This is a genomic window from Bradyrhizobium sp. 199, from assembly GCF_023073355.1.
In the GTDB taxonomy this organism is placed as follows: Bacteria; Pseudomonadota; Alphaproteobacteria; order Rhizobiales; family Xanthobacteraceae; genus Bradyrhizobium.
Genome location: NZ_JADPJI010000005.1, coordinates 1,707,654 through 1,724,015 on the forward strand (window position 1 = coordinate 1,707,654; position 16,362 = coordinate 1,724,015).

General features: G+C 64.1%; 13 protein-coding genes. 7 read left to right on the plus strand and 6 right to left on the minus strand.

From position 1 onward, the window contains the following. Positions 1 to 19 precede the first annotated feature (19 nt). Both IVB28_RS16760 and IVB28_RS16765 read right to left on the minus strand, forming a co-directional pair. The gene (locus IVB28_RS16760) at positions 20 to 1,159 is read right to left on the minus strand and encodes a cysteine desulfurase family protein (protein ID WP_247527597.1); all 1,140 of its coding nucleotides are present in this window, start codon (positions 1,157 to 1,159) and stop codon (positions 20 to 22) included. Next, complete coding sequence (locus IVB28_RS16765) at positions 1,077 to 2,405, minus strand: acyltransferase family protein (RefSeq protein ID WP_247527598.1); 1,329 nt, start codon at positions 2,403 to 2,405, stop codon at positions 1,077 to 1,079. The genes IVB28_RS16760 and IVB28_RS16765 overlap by 83 nt, the downstream gene beginning before the upstream one ends. 179 nt (positions 2,406 to 2,584) lie before the next feature. On the opposite strand from IVB28_RS16765, the gene IVB28_RS16770 reads away from it, so the two are divergent. Together IVB28_RS16770 and IVB28_RS16775 are read left to right on the plus strand one after the other, a co-directional pair. Continuing rightward, entirely contained in the window at positions 2,585 to 3,424 is an 840-nt protein-coding gene (locus IVB28_RS16770) for a LytTR family DNA-binding domain-containing protein (protein ID WP_247527599.1), read from the plus strand. A gap of 348 nt (positions 3,425 to 3,772) precedes the next feature. After that, positions 3,773 to 4,420, plus strand: a complete 648-nt coding sequence (locus IVB28_RS16775; RefSeq protein WP_007591562.1) for an alpha/beta hydrolase — start codon at positions 3,773 to 3,775, stop codon at positions 4,418 to 4,420. A gap of 10 nt (positions 4,421 to 4,430) precedes the next feature. Here the strand turns inward: IVB28_RS16775 and IVB28_RS16780 are convergent, their stop codons facing one another. From IVB28_RS16780 to IVB28_RS16790, 3 genes are all read right to left on the minus strand, one after another. Next, a complete protein-coding gene (locus IVB28_RS16780) occupies positions 4,431 to 4,754 on the minus strand; it encodes a multidrug efflux SMR transporter (protein WP_247527600.1) in 324 nt (107 codons plus the stop codon). A 10-nt stretch (positions 4,755 to 4,764) separates the two neighbouring features. Continuing rightward, entirely contained in the window at positions 4,765 to 5,442 is a 678-nt protein-coding gene (locus tag IVB28_RS16785) for a glutathione S-transferase family protein (RefSeq protein ID WP_247527601.1), read from the minus strand. A gap of 96 nt (positions 5,443 to 5,538) precedes the next feature. Continuing rightward, a complete protein-coding gene (locus IVB28_RS16790) occupies positions 5,539 to 6,642 on the minus strand; it encodes an anhydro-N-acetylmuramic acid kinase (protein ID WP_247527602.1) in 1,104 nt (367 codons plus the stop codon). 164 nt (positions 6,643 to 6,806) lie between these two features. On the opposite strand from IVB28_RS16790, the gene tyrS reads away from it, so the two are divergent. The 3 genes from tyrS to IVB28_RS16805 all read left to right on the plus strand — a co-directional run bounded on the left by tyrS (position 6,807) and on the right by IVB28_RS16805 (position 10,013). Continuing rightward, a complete protein-coding gene (gene tyrS, locus IVB28_RS16795) occupies positions 6,807 to 8,060 on the plus strand; it encodes a tyrosine--tRNA ligase (RefSeq protein WP_247527603.1) in 1,254 nt (417 codons plus the stop codon). 58 nt (positions 8,061 to 8,118) lie between these two features. After that, positions 8,119 to 9,381, plus strand: a complete 1,263-nt coding sequence (locus tag IVB28_RS16800; RefSeq protein WP_247527605.1) for an MFS transporter — start codon at positions 8,119 to 8,121, stop codon at positions 9,379 to 9,381. A 221-nt stretch (positions 9,382 to 9,602) separates the two neighbouring features. Continuing rightward, a complete protein-coding gene (locus tag IVB28_RS16805; RefSeq protein WP_247527607.1) occupies positions 9,603 to 10,013 on the plus strand; it encodes a DoxX family protein in 411 nt (136 codons plus the stop codon). 64 nt (positions 10,014 to 10,077) lie between these two features. Here the strand turns inward: IVB28_RS16805 and IVB28_RS16810 are convergent, their stop codons facing one another. Continuing rightward, positions 10,078 to 13,893: an AsmA-like C-terminal region-containing protein gene (locus IVB28_RS16810; protein WP_247527609.1), complete on the minus strand. Its 3,816-nt coding sequence runs from the start codon at positions 13,891 to 13,893 to the stop codon at positions 10,078 to 10,080. 195 nt (positions 13,894 to 14,088) lie between these two features. On the opposite strand from IVB28_RS16810, the gene IVB28_RS16815 reads away from it, so the two are divergent. Both IVB28_RS16815 and IVB28_RS16820 read left to right on the plus strand, forming a co-directional pair. Further along, positions 14,089 to 14,778: a peroxiredoxin gene (locus IVB28_RS16815; protein ID WP_247527611.1), complete on the plus strand. Its 690-nt coding sequence runs from the start codon at positions 14,089 to 14,091 to the stop codon at positions 14,776 to 14,778. A 111-nt stretch (positions 14,779 to 14,889) separates the two neighbouring features. Beyond that, entirely contained in the window at positions 14,890 to 16,242 is a 1,353-nt protein-coding gene (locus IVB28_RS16820; RefSeq protein ID WP_247527613.1) for a M23 family metallopeptidase, read from the plus strand. Positions 16,243 to 16,362: the final 120 nt, after the last annotated feature.

Genomic DNA, 16,362 nt, shown 5'->3' on the forward strand with positions numbered 1-16,362 from the left:
TCAAGCCCTGTTTCATCGCCTAGTGCTTAAGTAGGCTATTACTGAGCTTTCGCCAAGCCTCCAACGCCCTATTGATGTCGTCTGGTCCCGTGGACCAGCCCAGACTGAGACGCACTGCTCCTTGGGACACCACCGGGTCATAGCCCATGGCTGAAACAACGTGGGACGGCTGGACCTTGCCTGAGGAACAGGCCGAGCCGGAGGAAACCGCGATGCCTTCCAGGTCGAAGCCAATCACGGCCGTCTCAGCCTTGAGGCCGGGCGCCGTGAACAGAACGGTATTTGGTAACCGCTCAACCTCGTCCGAGAAGATCGTTGCGCCCGCAATCCCTCGGATGCCATTTTCCAAGCGATTTCGTAGGGTTGTCGCCTGCGCTGCATCCTCCCGCAGAGCCGCAAGCGTGGCCTTCACCGCCGCGCCAAAGCCCGCAATGCCGGCAACGTTCTCGGTTCCGGCACGACGGTTGAGCTCCTGACCGCCGCCCCGCAGTACCGGCTCCAGTCCGAGGATCCCCTCGGCCACGACCAGGGCGCCGATCCCCTTGGGACCGCCGATCTTGTGCGCAGAAAAGGTCGCAAGATCGGCGCCTACGTCCCTGATATCGAACGGGATTTTGCCCAGCGCCTGGATCGCATCGACGTGCAGGAGACCCCCGGCCTCGTGGACGATCCGTGCGGCTTCAGCGACCGGTTGGAGCGCGCCCGTCTCATTGTTGGCGGCCATCAGCGAAACCAGCGCGGGCGGGCCGTCCTTGAGCAGGGCTTTCAGATGCTCAAGATCGACCAATCCGGACCGGGTGACCTGGATCATACCGATCGAGGGACCCGGGAACCGGCCGCCTGCCAGCACCGAGGCGTGCTCAATGGCCGAAACCAGCAGCCGCTCGACAGGGCCGCCGGACGGACCACGCAGACCCGGCGACAGGGCCAGCGCATTGGCCTCGGTTCCGGCCGAGGTGAAGACGACGTTCCGCGGCAACGCCCCGACGGCTAGGGCAAGTTCGGCGCGGGCCGCCTCGACCACTCGCCGAGCTTCCCGCCCCTCGGCATGGACCGACGACGGGTTGCCGATCAGGTCAAAGGCCGCAACCATCGCCGCCCGCGCCTCGGGGCGCAGCGGCGTGGTCGCGTTCCAGTCGAGATAGACACGGCTCGGCATCTCGCCGTCTTAGCACCTTTTGCCATCCGGCCAATCGGACGGCCGCGCGCATCATGCCGGCTGATGCTGCTCCATCCCGGCAACTCGTCCGCGGCATCCCCCGCAATCCGAACAGCGGCCGCAGCCAGGCGATGCGCCGGACCAGTTCATAGGTCGCGACGCAGGTGAGCGCGGTGCCAATGATGACAATGGAGGCCTCGATCCCAGCCGGGAGACCGCTGTCATGCAATGCATGTGCGATCACGATAATCGCGGTCTGATGCACGATGTAATACGGGAAGATCGCGTCGGTGAGATAGCGGCGCACCGGGCTGTCGGCCATGAAGTAGCGCCGCGCAAGGCCCAGCACGGCGAGGATCGCGAGCCATTGATAGCAACCATAGGCCGAGGCCGCGAACCACCTCAGCGCGAACGACGGGGCGAACAGACCGGCGCGAACCAGGATGAAGGCAGAGAAGCAGGCGGCTGCAGCCGCCAGTGCCGCCCAGCGCTGGCGCTCGACATTGCGCCAGATCCCCTCCTGCTTCGCCAGCAGGAAGCCGAGCAAGAAGGCCGTCGCGTGGTCCGCATGGTTGTACCAGTCGCCGAATAGCGCATGCGTCGACGGGAAAGCGGGGAACAGCAACAGGCGCCAGGCCGCAAACAGCACGCAGGGCACGATCAGAAGCCATGGTCCGGCGAGCACGACAGCCAGCTTCCGACCAAGCCAGTCAGCGCCAGCCGGCCATAGCGCGACCACGCCGATCAGGGCCACCGTGTAGACCCACAGATAGATCACGAACCACAGATGATTCCAGGTCGGCAACATGATGCACGGGTTCGGATAGAATTGCGCGCCGAAGGCAAAGTAGTGCCTGGTATAGAAATCGAAAAAGCCGGCGGGATAGCCGAGGCTTTCCACGATCTGGAGATAGGACTGCGGCGGCACGAGCACGAGCATGCCAAAGATCAGCGGGATCAGCAGCCGCGCCGACCGCGCACCGGCGAGCGAGGCCGGTGAGGACTTGCCGAGCATGAAGCGGGTGGCAACCCCGGACACCAGGAACAGCAGCGACAGCCGCCAGGGGTTGAGGAACAGCATCACTGGTTCGAGCCAGGTCAGCCGGTGCACGCTCTTGATGTGAAATCCCCAGGACACATAGAGCATGCCGACGTGGTAGAAGATCAGCAGCCCGAAGGCTAAAATCCGCACCCAATCCAGATCGATACGCCTTTCCGGGTTTTGGAATTGCTGTGGTGTTGTCATGGTTTTCTGCTCCTTGACGGGACGACAAATGCGGTTTTCGGGCCATGGCTGACACCGAAAATGCCCCGCCCACGGAGCGCGTCGAGCCGGTTTGGGATCGCAATCGGAAGCGAGGGGACGAGCCGCGGGCGGCTGGGACGAGTCGCGGGCTTTTTGGGATCAGCGGCGGCGACCGGACCATGTTCGCTGCGATTGCGGCCGTCGCGCTCGCGATCGGAATGGTCAATGCGTTTTCGGGGGCCCAGGACGCCGCCTGGCGCGGCGACAGCTACGACGTCGGCCGGCGGCTGTTCTGGGAGATGTCGAGCATCGCCGTCATCCTGCTGCTGCTGCCGATTCTGGTGCTGGCAGTCCGCCGCATCCGCCGAACACCCGGCCTCGCGGCGCGGGCAGGAATCGGGGCGATCGCCCTGCTCGGCTTCTCCGCCCTCCACATCACCGGCATGGTCTGGCTGCGAAAGCTCGTGCTCTGGCTGGCCGGAGGCGCCTACGACTTCCATTTCTCGCTGGCGACGGTCCTGTACGAATTTCGCAAGGATGCCGTGGCCGTTGTCCTGATTGCCGGCACGCTCTGGCTGTTCGAAAGCCGGCGCGAGCTGAGGAGGGCCGCGGTCACTCCATCAGCGCCGACTGCTCCGCAACGCTCGTCCTCCCCCGAATTGATCTGGCTGCGCGACGGTACGAGCCGCATTCGCGTGATGCCGCGCGACATCATCTGGGTCGCTTCCGCCGGCAACTACATCGAATACAGCCTCGCCGACGGCACCCAGCACCTGATCCGGGGCACCCTGGCAGCGGCGGAAAGCGAGCTGGCGCGCTTCGCGATCGTTCGGGTTCATCGGACCAAGCTTGCCAATCTCGACCGGGTGCGCGGCGTGGACCTTAAGGCTTCCGGGGATTTCGAGCTCGCCTTCGACAATGGGCAGACGCTCGGAGGCAGCCGGCGTTACCGGCCGGCCGTCGCCTCGCTCGGAAGCCGAACCGCGGCGGGAATCGCCTCCGCCGACGGAGATCCATAAACAGTCGTGATTCCAATCGCTTGTTCGCTACGCGACGGCACAGCGGCCGACCCCTCCCGCACCCGGCTGAATCCAGGCGGCGTCCCCATCACCTGAGGCAGGCTCGGGCATGCGCTGTGATGACCGGCTAAGCTCTTGAGCTCGTTGAGAGATGTCGAAGAAGCTTGCTTTTTGACCCGTGCCTCGTGTTAGAAGGCGCGCGTCAGTTCACCTGGGCGCCACTCGCGCATCATCCGAGGGCGCGCCGCTCCACCCTTCATTCCTGCTCTCGTCGGCGACAACGCCGATGGAGCCACAATCGGTTGATTGTACGGGGATCACCTCCAAGGGACTCAATCAGAGACATCCATGCCTGAAGTTATTTTCACCGGCCCTGCCGGCCGCCTCGAGGGCCGCTATCACCCGGCCAAGCAGAAGAACGCGCCGATCGCGATGGTCCTGCATCCGCATCCGCAGTTCCACGGCACGATGAATCATCAGATCATCTACCAGTGCTACTACGCGTTCGCGCATCGCGGCTTCTCGGTACTGCGGTTCAATTTCCGCGGCGTCGGCCGCAGCCAGGGCTCGTTCGACCACGGCACTGGCGAATTGTCGGATGCGGCGGCTGCGCTCGACTGGGCCCAGACCATCAATCCCGAAGCGCGCGCCTGCTGGGTCGCCGGCTTCTCCTTCGGCGCCTGGATCGGCATGCAGCTCTTGATGCGCCGTCCCGAGGTGGAGGGCTTCATCTCGATCGCGCCGCCGGCCAATCTCTACGACTTCTCGTTCCTTGCGCCCTGCCCGTCGTCAGGGCTGATCGTGCACGGCGAGAAGGATGCCGTGGTGCCGCCCAAGGACGTCAACACGCTGGTCGAGAAGCTGAAGACGCAGAAGGGCATCGTGATCGACCAGCAGGTCATCCCCGGCGCCAACCACTTCTTCGACGCCAAGCTCGAGCCGCTGATGGAAACCATCACGGCGTATCTGGACATGCGCCTCGCCAACGTGCGTTGACGGACGCGGCTCAAGCAAGCTTGAGCGCCACGATTCCCACCAGCACGAGCGCGATGCCCGCAAGCTTCATCGCGCTCAAGGTCTCGCCGAACAGCACGACGCCCATGATGAACGTGCCGGCCGCACCGATGCCGGTCCATACCGAATAGGCGACGCCGATCTCGAGCACTTTCAAGGCACGCCCGAGCAGGAAGACGAAGGCCGCAAGGAGCACGAGCGAGGCGATGCTCCAGCCCGGGCGCGTGTAACCTTCCGCGTATTTCATCGAGATCGCCCAGCCGACATCAAGCGTGCCGGCAATCACGAGCATCAGCCAAGCCAAGGACGGCGACATCGGAATGCGCTCAGGCTGCGAGCTTGAGCAGATGCGCGTCGTGGCGGACAAGGAAGGCGCGCAGCAACTCCGGATAATCTTGCCCAACGGCAGTACGGACGCTCGGACGTTTCGCAAGCTCGGCGCGCCACGTCCGCACCTTCGGCACATCGCGGAAGATGCCGTGCTCCGTCAGTTCGTCGAACAGGTCGAAATAGCGGAAGATCGGCGCGAACACTGCATCGACCAGGCTGAATTGCTCTCCGGCAAAGAATGGACCCGCCCCGAGCGCGGCTTCGACTCGCGCGAACTTCGACACCAGCGCCTGACGCTTGCTCTCGAAGGTCGCCGGATCATTCGTGGTTTCCAGCCCCCAGAGATCGCCAAGAATCGCCGAGCCGAACTCCATCCAGGCGCGGTGCTCCGCACGGTTCAGCGGATCAGCCGGATGCAGCTTCGCGCCGCCTTGCGTCTCCTCGATGTATTCGCAGATCACGTTGCTCTCGAACAACGCGACCTCGCCCTTGTCGGTCGTCACCACCAGCACCGGCACCTTGCCGAGCGGCGACAGCTTCAGGAACCAGTCGGGCTTGGCAGCGAGATCGATATCGATCCGCTCGAACGGGACGCCCTTCTCCTTCAGCGCGATCACGGCGCGCTGCACGTAGGGGCAAAGCTTGTGGCTGATCAGTCTGAGCGATGCGGTCATGATACGATCCCGGCGGTTTGATGCAATTGCATCCATATAGATGCATTTGCATAAACGCGTCAAGTTCGATGCATCTGCATTAATCGCCCGTGATGTTCACGGCCGTGCGATCACCCCACCCGTCATCGGCATCGGCACGCCGGTGGTGGCCGGGTAAGACAACGGCAGACCCTTCAGCCCGCGGGCGGCGAGGAAGCCGAAGGCCTGCGCCTCGATGGCGTCGGAGGCCCAGCCGAGCGTCTCCGCCGCCTCGACAGTCGCGGAGCCCACCCGCTCCCGCAGCATGCGCAGCATTGTGAGGTTACGGGCGCCACCGCCACAGACGATCCAGCTCCGTGGCCGCCGTGGCAACAACGGGATGATGCGGGCGATCGCCGCCGCGGTGAAGGCGGTGAGCGTTGCCGCCCCATCGGCCGGCGCGACGTCGCCGAGCCTAAGAGCAGCGAAGTCGTTGCGATCCAGCGATTTCGGCGGAGGCAACGCAAAGAACGGCAGCGCCAGCGCGCGGGTGATCCAGTCCTCGTCGACCTTCCCGAGTGCCGCGAACCTTCCTTCCGCATCGAACGCCTGTTTCATGGTGCGGTACATGAAGTCGTCGAGCAGTGCGTTGCCGGGGCCGGTGTCGCAGGCAATCAGCGTCTCATTGCCGTCGATGTAGGTGATGTTGGAAACGCCGCCGATATTGACCACGACGATCGGCCCTTCGCGGGCCAGCGAATGGGCGAGCGCCCGGTGGTAGACGGGCACGAAGGGCGCGCCCTGCCCGCCGGCCTCGACGTCGGCGGCACGGAAATCATGCATCACGGGAATATGGATCGCCCTGGCCAGCGCCGGCGCGTCGCCGATCTGCACCGTCAGTCGCTTCTCGGGGCGGTGCAGCACGGTCTGGCCGTGGAAGCCGACGATGTCGAGATCCTCCGGCTTCATCCGGTTCTGGGCGAGGAAGGCGGCCACCGCCTCGGCATGGGCCTGGGTCACGGCGCGCTCGGCCTCGGCCAGCACTCCCGGCCGCGCATCGCGTTGCAGCAGGTGCACGGCCTCGGCGAGCGCCTGGCGCAGCAGATGACGCTCAGCCGGGTGATAGGGCCGATAACCGGTTGGCCCGAAAGCCTTCACCTGCTTGCCATCGGTTTCGATCAGCGCGACATCCACCCCGTCCAGCGAGGTGCCGCTCATCAAACCGAGTGCCGTCAACATCATGGATCAGCGTCCTCAAAGACCCTCTCCAGCATGCCGATCTTGTGCCAGAGGGACACATCTTATAATGCCACAGCGCCAAGTGGCGGGCGGCCATCGGGTTCCCACGCAAGACCCTTAAATTGCCCCTAAAACAGTAAACCAAGAATTGTCAGGCGCGCCGACAGATGACTGCATTTAAATCGGATTTCCTCAACACCCTGCAGGAACGTGGTTTCATCCGCCAGTGCTCCGATTTCGAGGGGCTGGACGCGCTCGCCGCCAAGGGCGAAGCGACCGCCTATGTCGGCTACGATTGCACCGCCCGCTCGCTGCACATCGGCAACTATCTGACCATGATGATGCTGCACTGGCTCCAGGAGTCCGGCAACAAGCCGATCACGCTGATGGGCGGCGGAACGACCATGGTGGGCGATCCCTCCGGAAAGGACGAGACGCGCGCGATGCGCACCGTCGCCGAGATCGAGGCCAACAAGGAATCGATCCGCGGCGTGTTCGCAAAGGTGCTGCGCTATGGCGAGGGCAAGAGCGACGCCATCATGCTCGACAATGCGGAGTGGTTGACCAAGCTCAACTGGATCGAGATGCTGCGTGACGTCGGCCGCCATTTCTCGGTCAACCGCATGCTGACCATGGACTCCGTTCGGCTGCGCCTCGAGCGCGAGCAGGAGATGAGCTTCATCGAGTTCAACTACATGGTCTGCCAGGCCTACGACTTCGTCGAGCTCGCCAAGCGCACCGGGTGCAAATTGCAGATGGGCGGCTCGGACCAGTGGGGCAACATCATCATGGGCGTCGATCTCGGCCGCCGCATGGGCACGCACCAGCTGTTCGCGCTGACGACGCCGCTGCTGACGACTGCGTCGGGCGCCAAGATGGGCAAGACCGCGCAAGGCGCGGTGTGGCTCAATGCCGACCAGTTCTCGCCGTATGATTTCTGGCAGTACTGGCGCAACACCGAAGACGCCGACGTCGGCAAATTCCTCAAACTCTTCACGACGCTGCCGATCGCCGAGATCAAGAAGCTCGAGGCGCTCGGCGGCTCGGAGATCAACGAAGCCAAGAAGGTGCTCGCCACTGAAGCAACCGCGCTGCTGCATGGCCGCGATGCCGCGAACGAAGCAGCTGAAACGGCGCGCCGTACCTTCGAGGAAGGCGCGCTCGCGGAGAGTCTGCCGACGGTGGAAATTCCGCGTGGCGAGCTCGACGGCGGCCTCGGCGTGCTCAACGCCTTCGTGAGGGCGGGCCTGGTTGCGTCCAACGGCGAAGCGCGACGCCAGATCAAGGGCGGCGGCCTGCGCGTCAACGACGAGCCGGTCACCGACGAGAAGATGGCGCTCTCGGCGGCCAATCTGACGCCGGAAGGCGTGATCAAGCTCTCCTTCGGCAAGAAGAAGCACGTCCTCATCAGACCTGCATAGGCGTATGAGCTTTTCGCTGCTTGTCAGGTTGCGCTGAAGCGCGCTCCCCTGACCGGCAATGGATCAGAACACGCCTGGCAGGGAAACGAGCAAGGAACAGGTAGGAAGCGCCAAGGGTGAGGCGGTGCGCACCGCACTCGTCGTGCTCGGCCTGTGCTTCACACTGGCGGTTCTGGGCCGCGGCCTCAGCGAGAGCTTCACCGTCTTCCTCAAGCCGATTTCCGAAAGCTTCGGCTGGGATCGTGCCCAGGTCGTCTCGATCTATTCCCTGACCTGGCTCGTCAGCGGGCTGACCGCACCGCTGGTCGGGCGCCTGTTCGATCACTCCGGTCCACGCATCGTCTACGCGCTCGGCCTGGTCCTGCTCGGTTCTGCCTTCCTGTTCGCAAGCCACGCACAGGCGCTCTGGCAATTCCAGCTCTCGATCGGATTGTGCGTCGGCATCGCCGTCGCCTTCATCGGCAACGTGCCAAACTCGATCCTGCTCGGCCGTTGGTTCGGGCCGCGACTGCCGACCGCAATGGCAGTGGTCTATTCCGCCATGGGCGGCGGCGTGCTGGCGTTGCTGCCGGCCTCGCAGCTCCTGATCGATCATCTCGGCTGGCGCGAGACCTATCAGCTGTTCGGCCTCACTGCGCTCGCCTTGCTCGTGCCGCTGCTGCTCCTGCCTTGGCGCATGTTCTCGGCCGGCTCGCCCCATATAACCAAGAAGACCGATCCTGATTTCGTCGACAACGGCTGGACGCTCGCGAGCGCAATGCGCCACCACGCCTTCTGGGCGCTGTTCTCGACCTTCTTCTTCACTGCGGTCGGCATGTATGCGATCGCTGCCCAGATCGTGGCCTATCTGATCGATGCCGGCTTCCCGCCGCTCCAGGCCGCGACCGCCTGGGGCTTTTCCGGCGTCGTGCTGGTGTTCGGCATGCTCGGGGTCTCAGCGCTCGACGGGCTGATCGGTCGGCGGCCATCGGTGCTGTTGAGCTACGCGATCTCGATCCTCGGCATCGTCCTACTCTGGTTGCTTCAGTATTATCCGAACGTCATCCTCCTCACCGGCTTCGTCGTCTGCTTCGGCAGCATGATGGGCTCGCGCGGTCCGCTGATCACGGCGACCGCCATGAAGATCTTTCGCGGCAAGCGCGTAGGCACGATCTTCGGGACCATCTCGATCGGCAGCGGGTTGGGGTCGGCCTTCGGCTCCTGGAGCGGCGGCCTCATCCACGACTTCACCCACGGCTACGACCTGCTGCTTATCTTCGCACTTGCGAGCGTGATCCTCGGAATGATTCCATTCCTGATCGTCCCCGCCTTGCGGGAGTAAGTCTCCCCGACGTAACCTGCATCCCTCGATGTCACCGGGGAATTACGGAGGGCATGCGGGGCATGGCGCACGAAAAATTTCCGGGACAAGCAGCGTGAACGCACGAACTTCGGTGTTTTGTCCATCATGACAAAAATGTCAGCGCAAATCGACGCGGAGCCGCTTGCGGGGTCGAACTGAATACGGTCCAAGTCGCAGCATTGGATGGAGGGCACAAACCAATGAACTTTCCTTATCTCACTCGCTTTCAACCGGTTCTCTTGAGCCTGTTTCGTTTCATCACGGGGTTGCTGCTGTTTCAGTATGGCGTCGCAAAGCTGTTCAAGTTTCCGCCCGTACCGATGTTCGCGAAAGTCGAACTGATGTCGCTCTACGGAGCGGCCGGTACTCTTGAGCTCGTGCTCGGGGGACTCTTGATGATCGGCTTGTTTACGCGACTAGCCGCATTCATCCTCGCCGGTGAAATGGCATTCGCCTACTTCATGGGCCATATGTTCAAGGGCGAGACGCCGGTGTTCCTGCCGCTGCTCAATGGCGGCACAGCGGCGATCCTGTTCTGCTTCTCCTGCCTCTATTTATCGGCAGCCGGCGGCGGCTCGGTCAGTGCCGATGCAGCGATGGGCAAGGACTAGCTGCGCGTAAGCGCCATCATTAACCCGCAAACAGGACGGCACCGGTAGATCCGCCGGTGCCGTCTCAGCGCGCCCCTCGCGCGAGGCTGCAGCCACTCGATAGCTGACGCGGCGAGCCGGTCGAGCCATCGTTGGACTGCGACGGGAATTCCTCGAACGGCGTGTTCTGCTTGCCGGTGTTGAACTCGAAGATCTTGCGGAACATACCCGGCATCATGGCCGAGACCGGATTGACGCGCATCACGGGTGCGGCCGGCGTGCCGACGACCTCGTAGGTCACGCCGATCAGTCCCTCTTTATCGCCGCCACCCAGGAACAGCCCGAGTACCGGAATCTGTCCGAACATGTTGTTCAAGCCATACATCGGCACGAAGGTGCCGCTCATGCAGACCTGGTTGCCGGGATAGTCGATCGAGCCCTCGATGGTGGCGCCGATCATCGGGCCCTTGACCACGCCGTCGCGGATCGTGAGCGAGCCGTTCTGCCGCGTGAATTCGGCGCGAAGCGCGCTAAAGGAGACACCGCTGCCGGTGCCGTTGGGCGCGCCCGCGGCGACGCGTTCGAGCTGCGCCTCACCCTTCACGGTGAAGTCGCGGACGTTGATGAGGCCCTCGCGCGAGGTGTTCGGCTCCGACGACGGCGGCTCCATCGCCACCACCATCTGGCCGCCGACTGCCTTGGTATAGGTGTCGGTGAAGCGCAGCAGCGCGCCGGCATCGTTGGTCTGGAGGTAGATCACCTCGCGGCTGCCCTGCGCACGCCCGCCGCGCAGATCGGCCGCCACCGGCGTATCCCGGCCGATCTTGCCGCTCAGGGTAAGGGCCTTGATGGCGCCGTTGCGCTTCGACATCTTGGCATCGACGCTGCGCATCGCCTCGCCGTTGAAACCCGCGATGGCACCGAGCTTCACGTCGATGTCGAAATCGACGTTCTTCATCTTGCTCTTGGAATCGTCCTTGGAATTGCCTGAAATCGCCGACTTCAGGAAGCCGCGGCCATCGAACACGTCGCCGCGCATGGTGCCCCTGATGACGCCGTCCTGACCCCGCTCAGCCTTCAATGAGGTTTTGTCGCCGTCAGACGGCGAATAGGTCGGGAAGTTCACGTTGATGAGGTCGCCGTTGGCATCGACCTCGAGCGACCCCTTGATCGAGGCGCCGCCGCCTTCGATGACGATGTCCTCCAGACGGGTCGATTGCGCCGTCGGCACCACCTTGAAGCTGGCCTTGCCTGATTTGCCCGGCAGCTTGAGCCAGCCCGGCAGGATATTGTCGAGCTTGACCGACGTCAGGTCAGCCTCGACGCCGAGCTTCGTCGTCTGGTCGGGACCGCCGGCGATCTTGCCCGACAGCTTGATCGGCAACGATCCGCTGACGGCGGGACCAAGATCGAATCCCAACCGCGCCCGGCCGGCATCGTCCAGCGTCGCCTGCAGCCTGACATCAGCATCGCCTTCGGCCGGCTTGCGGTAGTCGAGCGAGGCCGCCTGGCCGTTGATCTTGACGTCGCCCTTGACCTGATAGCCCTGATTACTCGCGACGATCTTGAGGCTGTTGGCCTCCAGCTTCTGGTTCATCACCAGCTTGTCGGCTGAGAAGCCGTTGAGGTCGGCCGTGACGGCATAGGTCGTGTCAGACTTGGTCAGCTCGCCCTTGACCGGCAGGCCGAGCTGGATGTTCGCCGTGAACGTCCCCTTGCTGGTGTTGGGGTCGATCAGGGTCGACGACAGGTCGCTCAAGCGATCGTTGGAGAGCATTTCGGCTGCAGCGGGCACGGGTCCTTCGACGCGGAATCTGGTCCGCGAGGGCGAGGGTTTCGGCGCCATATCCGGCACTTCGAAGACGAAATCGGAAATCGTGACCTTGCGGCCGGTGGGCGTGTCGGCAATGCCCTGGCCGATATTCACGGTCGCGGTGCGGCCGGTCACGCGCGCCTTCAAATCGGCATCGTGCACGACGGGCATGCCGTCCACGGGACGGACCGCGACGCCGCTCGCCACGATGTTGACAGACAGGCCGTCATCGGGAATGGGCGGGCCCTTGCGCGGGAGATTCTTGGTCGGCGAATTGATGCCGATCTCGATGCGCTGAAGCGTACCGCGCTCGATCCGCTCGATCACCCATTCACGCAATTCGGGAACGACGAGCGTCGGCCACATCCGCTTCAGCGCGGAGGCCGACATCGGCGTTCCCGCAAAACCCAGCGTCAACCGCGGCTCGCCCGAATAGTCGATGGCACCGGTGCCGGCGACGCCGATCTCGCCGTTGCTGACGTCGGCCTGCGTCAGCAGGAAGCGCTTGTGATCCGTGTCGAAACGGAAGCCGATCGCGATGCGGTTAAAGACGAGCGGCGGCTCGTTGTCGATGCCGCCGAGCAGGATCGAACCACCGCTGAAGCCGAGCTGCCAGTCATTGACGGTGCCGTTGGGCGGCTCGAGATGGGCCAGAAGCGTCAGGCGGTTCGCGCCCGCCAGGATCTTGAACGGCGCGACGAGCACCCGGCGATTGGCGTCCCACTCGAGGTTGATCTCGGCCTGGTCGATCGCCATTGGATAGTCTGGCGAATCGGTATCGATGATACTGCCGGCGCCGACCGCGATCTTGCCGCGGAAGAATGTCGGCACGCCGTCGCGGCCGAGCTCGCCCTTGAGCTCACCCGTCAGCGGCAGATCGGCTGTATACGTGAGGTCCTTGACCCGCAGTGCCAAGAGGATGTTGGAGGTCGAGACCTTGTCGGCCTTGATATCGAGCGAGCGCACGCCGTTCTCGGCCGGCCCGATCGTGGCACGCAGCATCCACGGGCGCGCGCCCTCCTCGCCGAGGCTCAGCGTGACGCCACCGCGGCTCGGACGGCGCAGGCTGAGCGTGATGTTCTCAAACGACCATTTGCTGCCGCGCTGCTGATCGTCGACGATCAGATTGCCGTTCTTCAAACCGATCTCGTTGAGGTTCTGGCCGTCGAGACCGGTCATGCTCAGACTGTCGAGCCAGTCGAGGCCCTGAAGGATGCCGCTCTGTGCGGTCGCCTGGGGGGCGGCCTGGGCTGCGTCGGGGCCCGCAGGCTGTGGGGCAAATGGCGGCGGCGGGACGCCGTTGCGCGGGAATGTCGGCGGCAGGCCCGCATCCTTCTTCGAGGCGACGCCGGTTGCCAGCGGCTTTGCGGTATCGCCAGCGGATACGGTGACAGTGCCGTCGGGCGCGATGCGGATCGCGAGTTCGGCATCAACGAGATTGAGGCTTTCCGCACGCAGATGCCCCATCAGCAGGCCCGCACCCGACAGCTTCACCTCGGCCTTCGGCGCGCTGGCGACGATGGCGTGATCGCGGTCGCGCACGATGATGTCACGGATGCGGACGGCGATGCGGATCCGCCCGGCCCGCTCGATCTGGGTGCCTCCGATCTCGACTGTGTTGCCGTGACCGATATTGTCCTCGATCGCAGCCGCCAGCCAAGGCGTTGCGATCTCGAGATTGATGGGACCGGCACCGAGGCGCCACCACAGCGCACCGAAACAAGCGACGAAGATGACCGCGAGCGTGCCGACCACGAGGACGAAACGCTTCAGCCAGCGATCGGCGGCCAACCAGCGGCGCATCGCCCCGAACCCGTCACCGAAGCGATGAAGACCCGAATTGGAACGCGACAACAGCCGCCGCGCGCGGTTGCCCGCGGCCGCCTCCTGATCCGGGTCCCAATCGGCGTCGTCCCATTCCTGCGGCTGTTGCTCACCGCCGCGCCGATTGAAGTCCCGGTTGTAATCCTGGGGCGACTTATTCCTTGCCATTGCCTCTCGATACAGGCGCCCGTCATTGAATTGAGCGCCGCCGGGTCCGCGGCCGTCCACGGGACGCGAAGCCCCCTGGACCGGCACTGCAGCCATACCTCGAATATTCCTGCTGTTCGTCATTTCGCCCCGGGAGCGCGTTCAACGAGCAGTGGGGTAGTGCGTGGAATTCCTTGTAACCATACTCCGGCGTCATCAGACTTGCCCAGCCGAGGGCGCGATTCCGGCTCGCCGGACGAGAGCTGCAATACCGTTTCGGTTGACCCGCCGAAAGCGTCGAAAGGAAGGCGTATGTCCAAGAAATCCCGAACGAAATCGTCCAAAACGTCCTCCGGCAGTCCGACGGCTAAAAAGAAGACCCTGAAAACTTGGACCTCGACTCAAACAAGGTCCGCGACAACGCAGCGGACACCGGCGAGCAAATCAACCGGGAGCTTAGTAAAAGCAGGATCACATAAGGCCGCATCGAAACAGTTAAATTCCTCCAAATCAGCATCCGCCCCCGCGAGCGCGAAATCAGGCCTGGCCGAGGGCGCCAAGGCCCCTGCCTTCCGCTTGCCCGGCGACGGCGGCGAGGTCGTCACCCTGGCCGACTATGCCGGCCAAAAGCTGGTCCTGTTCTTCTACCCCCGCGCGGACACGCCGGGCTGCACCCGTGAAGCGATCGACTTCACCCGTCTGGCCAGCGCCTTCGCGGCGGCCGGCACCGCCGTGCTGGGGATCTCCGCCGATCCGTTAAAGGCCCAGCAGAAGTTCCGCGACAAGCACGGTCTCGGTGTCCCGCTGCTTTCGGACGAGCAACACGAGATGCTGGAAGCCTATGGCGCTTGGGGCGAAAAGTCCATGTACGGCAAGAGCTTCCTAGGAATTCTTCGTACCACGGTGCTGATCGGGGCTGATGGTAAAGTGGCCAAGGTCTGGCGCAATGTCCGGGTCGACGGGCATGCCGACGCGGTGCTGGAAGCGGCAAGAAGTCTTTAACCAGTCCTTTAAGTTCGCATCTTCCCATTTCCGGAAAATTAACCATGACCGGCCCAGATTGCTGCGACAGTTAGGGCCGTACGGACTCATCCGACCGGCGCGGGAGTGCCGATGTCGAAAAGTTCTGCCCAATTTTCGCAGTACCCCCAGCATCATCCTCACGACCACGGACGGGCCTTCCAACGCCGGCCCGGCGTCGCGGCAGCCGTAGCGATCCCCCTTCCCGCGACCGACGACGCCTACACCATCGTCCACGCCGGCAAGCAGGTCCGCTTCGGGCCCGTGGTGTTCTGGATCGTGGTCGGTACGGTGGTGCTGCTCGGGCTCTGGTCGGCGGCGACCGCCACTTATTTTGCTTTCCGTGACGACGTCCTGACCCGGCTGATCGCACGCCAGGCCGAGATGCAATACGCCTATGAGGACCGCATTGCCGAACTGCGCGCCAAGGTCGACCGCACCACCAGCCGCCAGCTGCTCGACCAGGAACAGTTCGACCAGAAACTCGACCAGATCATGAAGCGCCAGACGGCGCTGGAGTCCCGGGCGACGGCGCTTGGGGCCATGCCCGACGTGACCGGCTCAATTCCCCGCGCGACTCCGCAGCGCGGGGAATCGAGCCAGATCGCGCCAAAGCCCTCGCCGATCAGCGACACCGTAATCTTCGTGGCGCCGCCGGACCGTGAGGCGCGGCTCGAATCGCGTGCGCCGGCCGCAGCGGCTCCGCCGACTAACCAATTCGCCAAGAACCAGGGCTTCGACAACGTGTTGGTCCGGCTCACGACCTCGCTCGATCAGGTCGAGCGTCGCCAGATCGCGGCGCTCAGCGCCGTCGAGGAAGGCATGGATTCGCGCATGCGCCGGATGCGCGGCGTGGTCAGCGATCTCGGCCTCAATCTCGCCAATCTCGAAGCCGCTGTGCCGCGCACCCCGATGGGCGGCCCTTTCGTCCCCGTCAAACTGACGGCCAATGCCGGACCGTTCGAGAAGCAGCTCAACCGCATCAACATCACGCGGGCCGAGATGGACCGTCTCAACCGCACGCTGGCGCTGGTGCCCTACCGCAAACCCGTCATCGGCGAAGTCGAGTTCACCTCTGGCTTTGGCGTCCGCAGCGATCCCTTCCTTGGAAGGCCCGCGATGCATACCGGGCTCGACTTCCGCGCCGCCACCGGCGATCCGGTTCGCGTCACCGCCTACGGCAAGGTTGTTTCGGCCGGCTCGTCCGGCGGTTACGGCCGCATGGTCGAGGTCGACCACGGCAACGGGCTTTCGACCCGCTACGGCCATCTCTCAGAGATCAACGTCAAGGTCGGCGAGATCGTGAAGATCGGCCAGGTCATCGGCCTCGTGGGATCGACCGGTCGCTCCACCGGGCCGCATCTACACTACGAGACCCGCATCGAGGGCGAAGCGGTCGATCCGCAGAAGTTCTTGCGCGCCGGCGTGCGCCTCAGCGCGGGCTAAAGCGCGATGCGACTAGGATGAATCGCCATCGCGCTTTAGGTTGTTGTTTAAGCATGATCTTTTCGGAAAACCGCTGCGCACTTTTCCGGATCATGCTTTAGCGCCGGCTCACAGCGCCCC

Coding starts and splice junctions, on each gene's coding strand:
- IVB28_RS16760 (WP_247527597.1), bottom strand. CDS start 1,159: ATGCCGAGCCGTGTCTATCTCGACTGGAACGCGACCACGCCGCTGCGC.
- IVB28_RS16765 (WP_247527598.1), bottom strand. CDS start 2,405: ATGACAACACCACAGCAATTCCAAAACCCGGAAAGGCGTATCGATCTG.
- IVB28_RS16770 (WP_247527599.1), top strand. CDS start 2,585: ATGTTCGCTGCGATTGCGGCCGTCGCGCTCGCGATCGGAATGGTCAAT.
- IVB28_RS16775 (WP_007591562.1), top strand. CDS start 3,773: ATGCCTGAAGTTATTTTCACCGGCCCTGCCGGCCGCCTCGAGGGCCGC.
- IVB28_RS16780 (WP_247527600.1), bottom strand. CDS start 4,754: ATGTCGCCGTCCTTGGCTTGGCTGATGCTCGTGATTGCCGGCACGCTT.
- IVB28_RS16785 (WP_247527601.1), bottom strand. CDS start 5,442: ATGACCGCATCGCTCAGACTGATCAGCCACAAGCTTTGCCCCTACGTG.
- IVB28_RS16790 (WP_247527602.1), bottom strand. CDS start 6,642: ATGATGTTGACGGCACTCGGTTTGATGAGCGGCACCTCGCTGGACGGG.
- tyrS (WP_247527603.1), top strand. CDS start 6,807: ATGACTGCATTTAAATCGGATTTCCTCAACACCCTGCAGGAACGTGGT.
- IVB28_RS16800 (WP_247527605.1), top strand. CDS start 8,119: ATGGATCAGAACACGCCTGGCAGGGAAACGAGCAAGGAACAGGTAGGA.
- IVB28_RS16805 (WP_247527607.1), top strand. CDS start 9,603: ATGAACTTTCCTTATCTCACTCGCTTTCAACCGGTTCTCTTGAGCCTG.
- IVB28_RS16810 (WP_247527609.1), bottom strand. CDS start 13,893: ATGGCTGCAGTGCCGGTCCAGGGGGCTTCGCGTCCCGTGGACGGCCGC.
- IVB28_RS16815 (WP_247527611.1), top strand. CDS start 14,089: ATGTCCAAGAAATCCCGAACGAAATCGTCCAAAACGTCCTCCGGCAGT.
- IVB28_RS16820 (WP_247527613.1), top strand. CDS start 14,890: ATGTCGAAAAGTTCTGCCCAATTTTCGCAGTACCCCCAGCATCATCCT.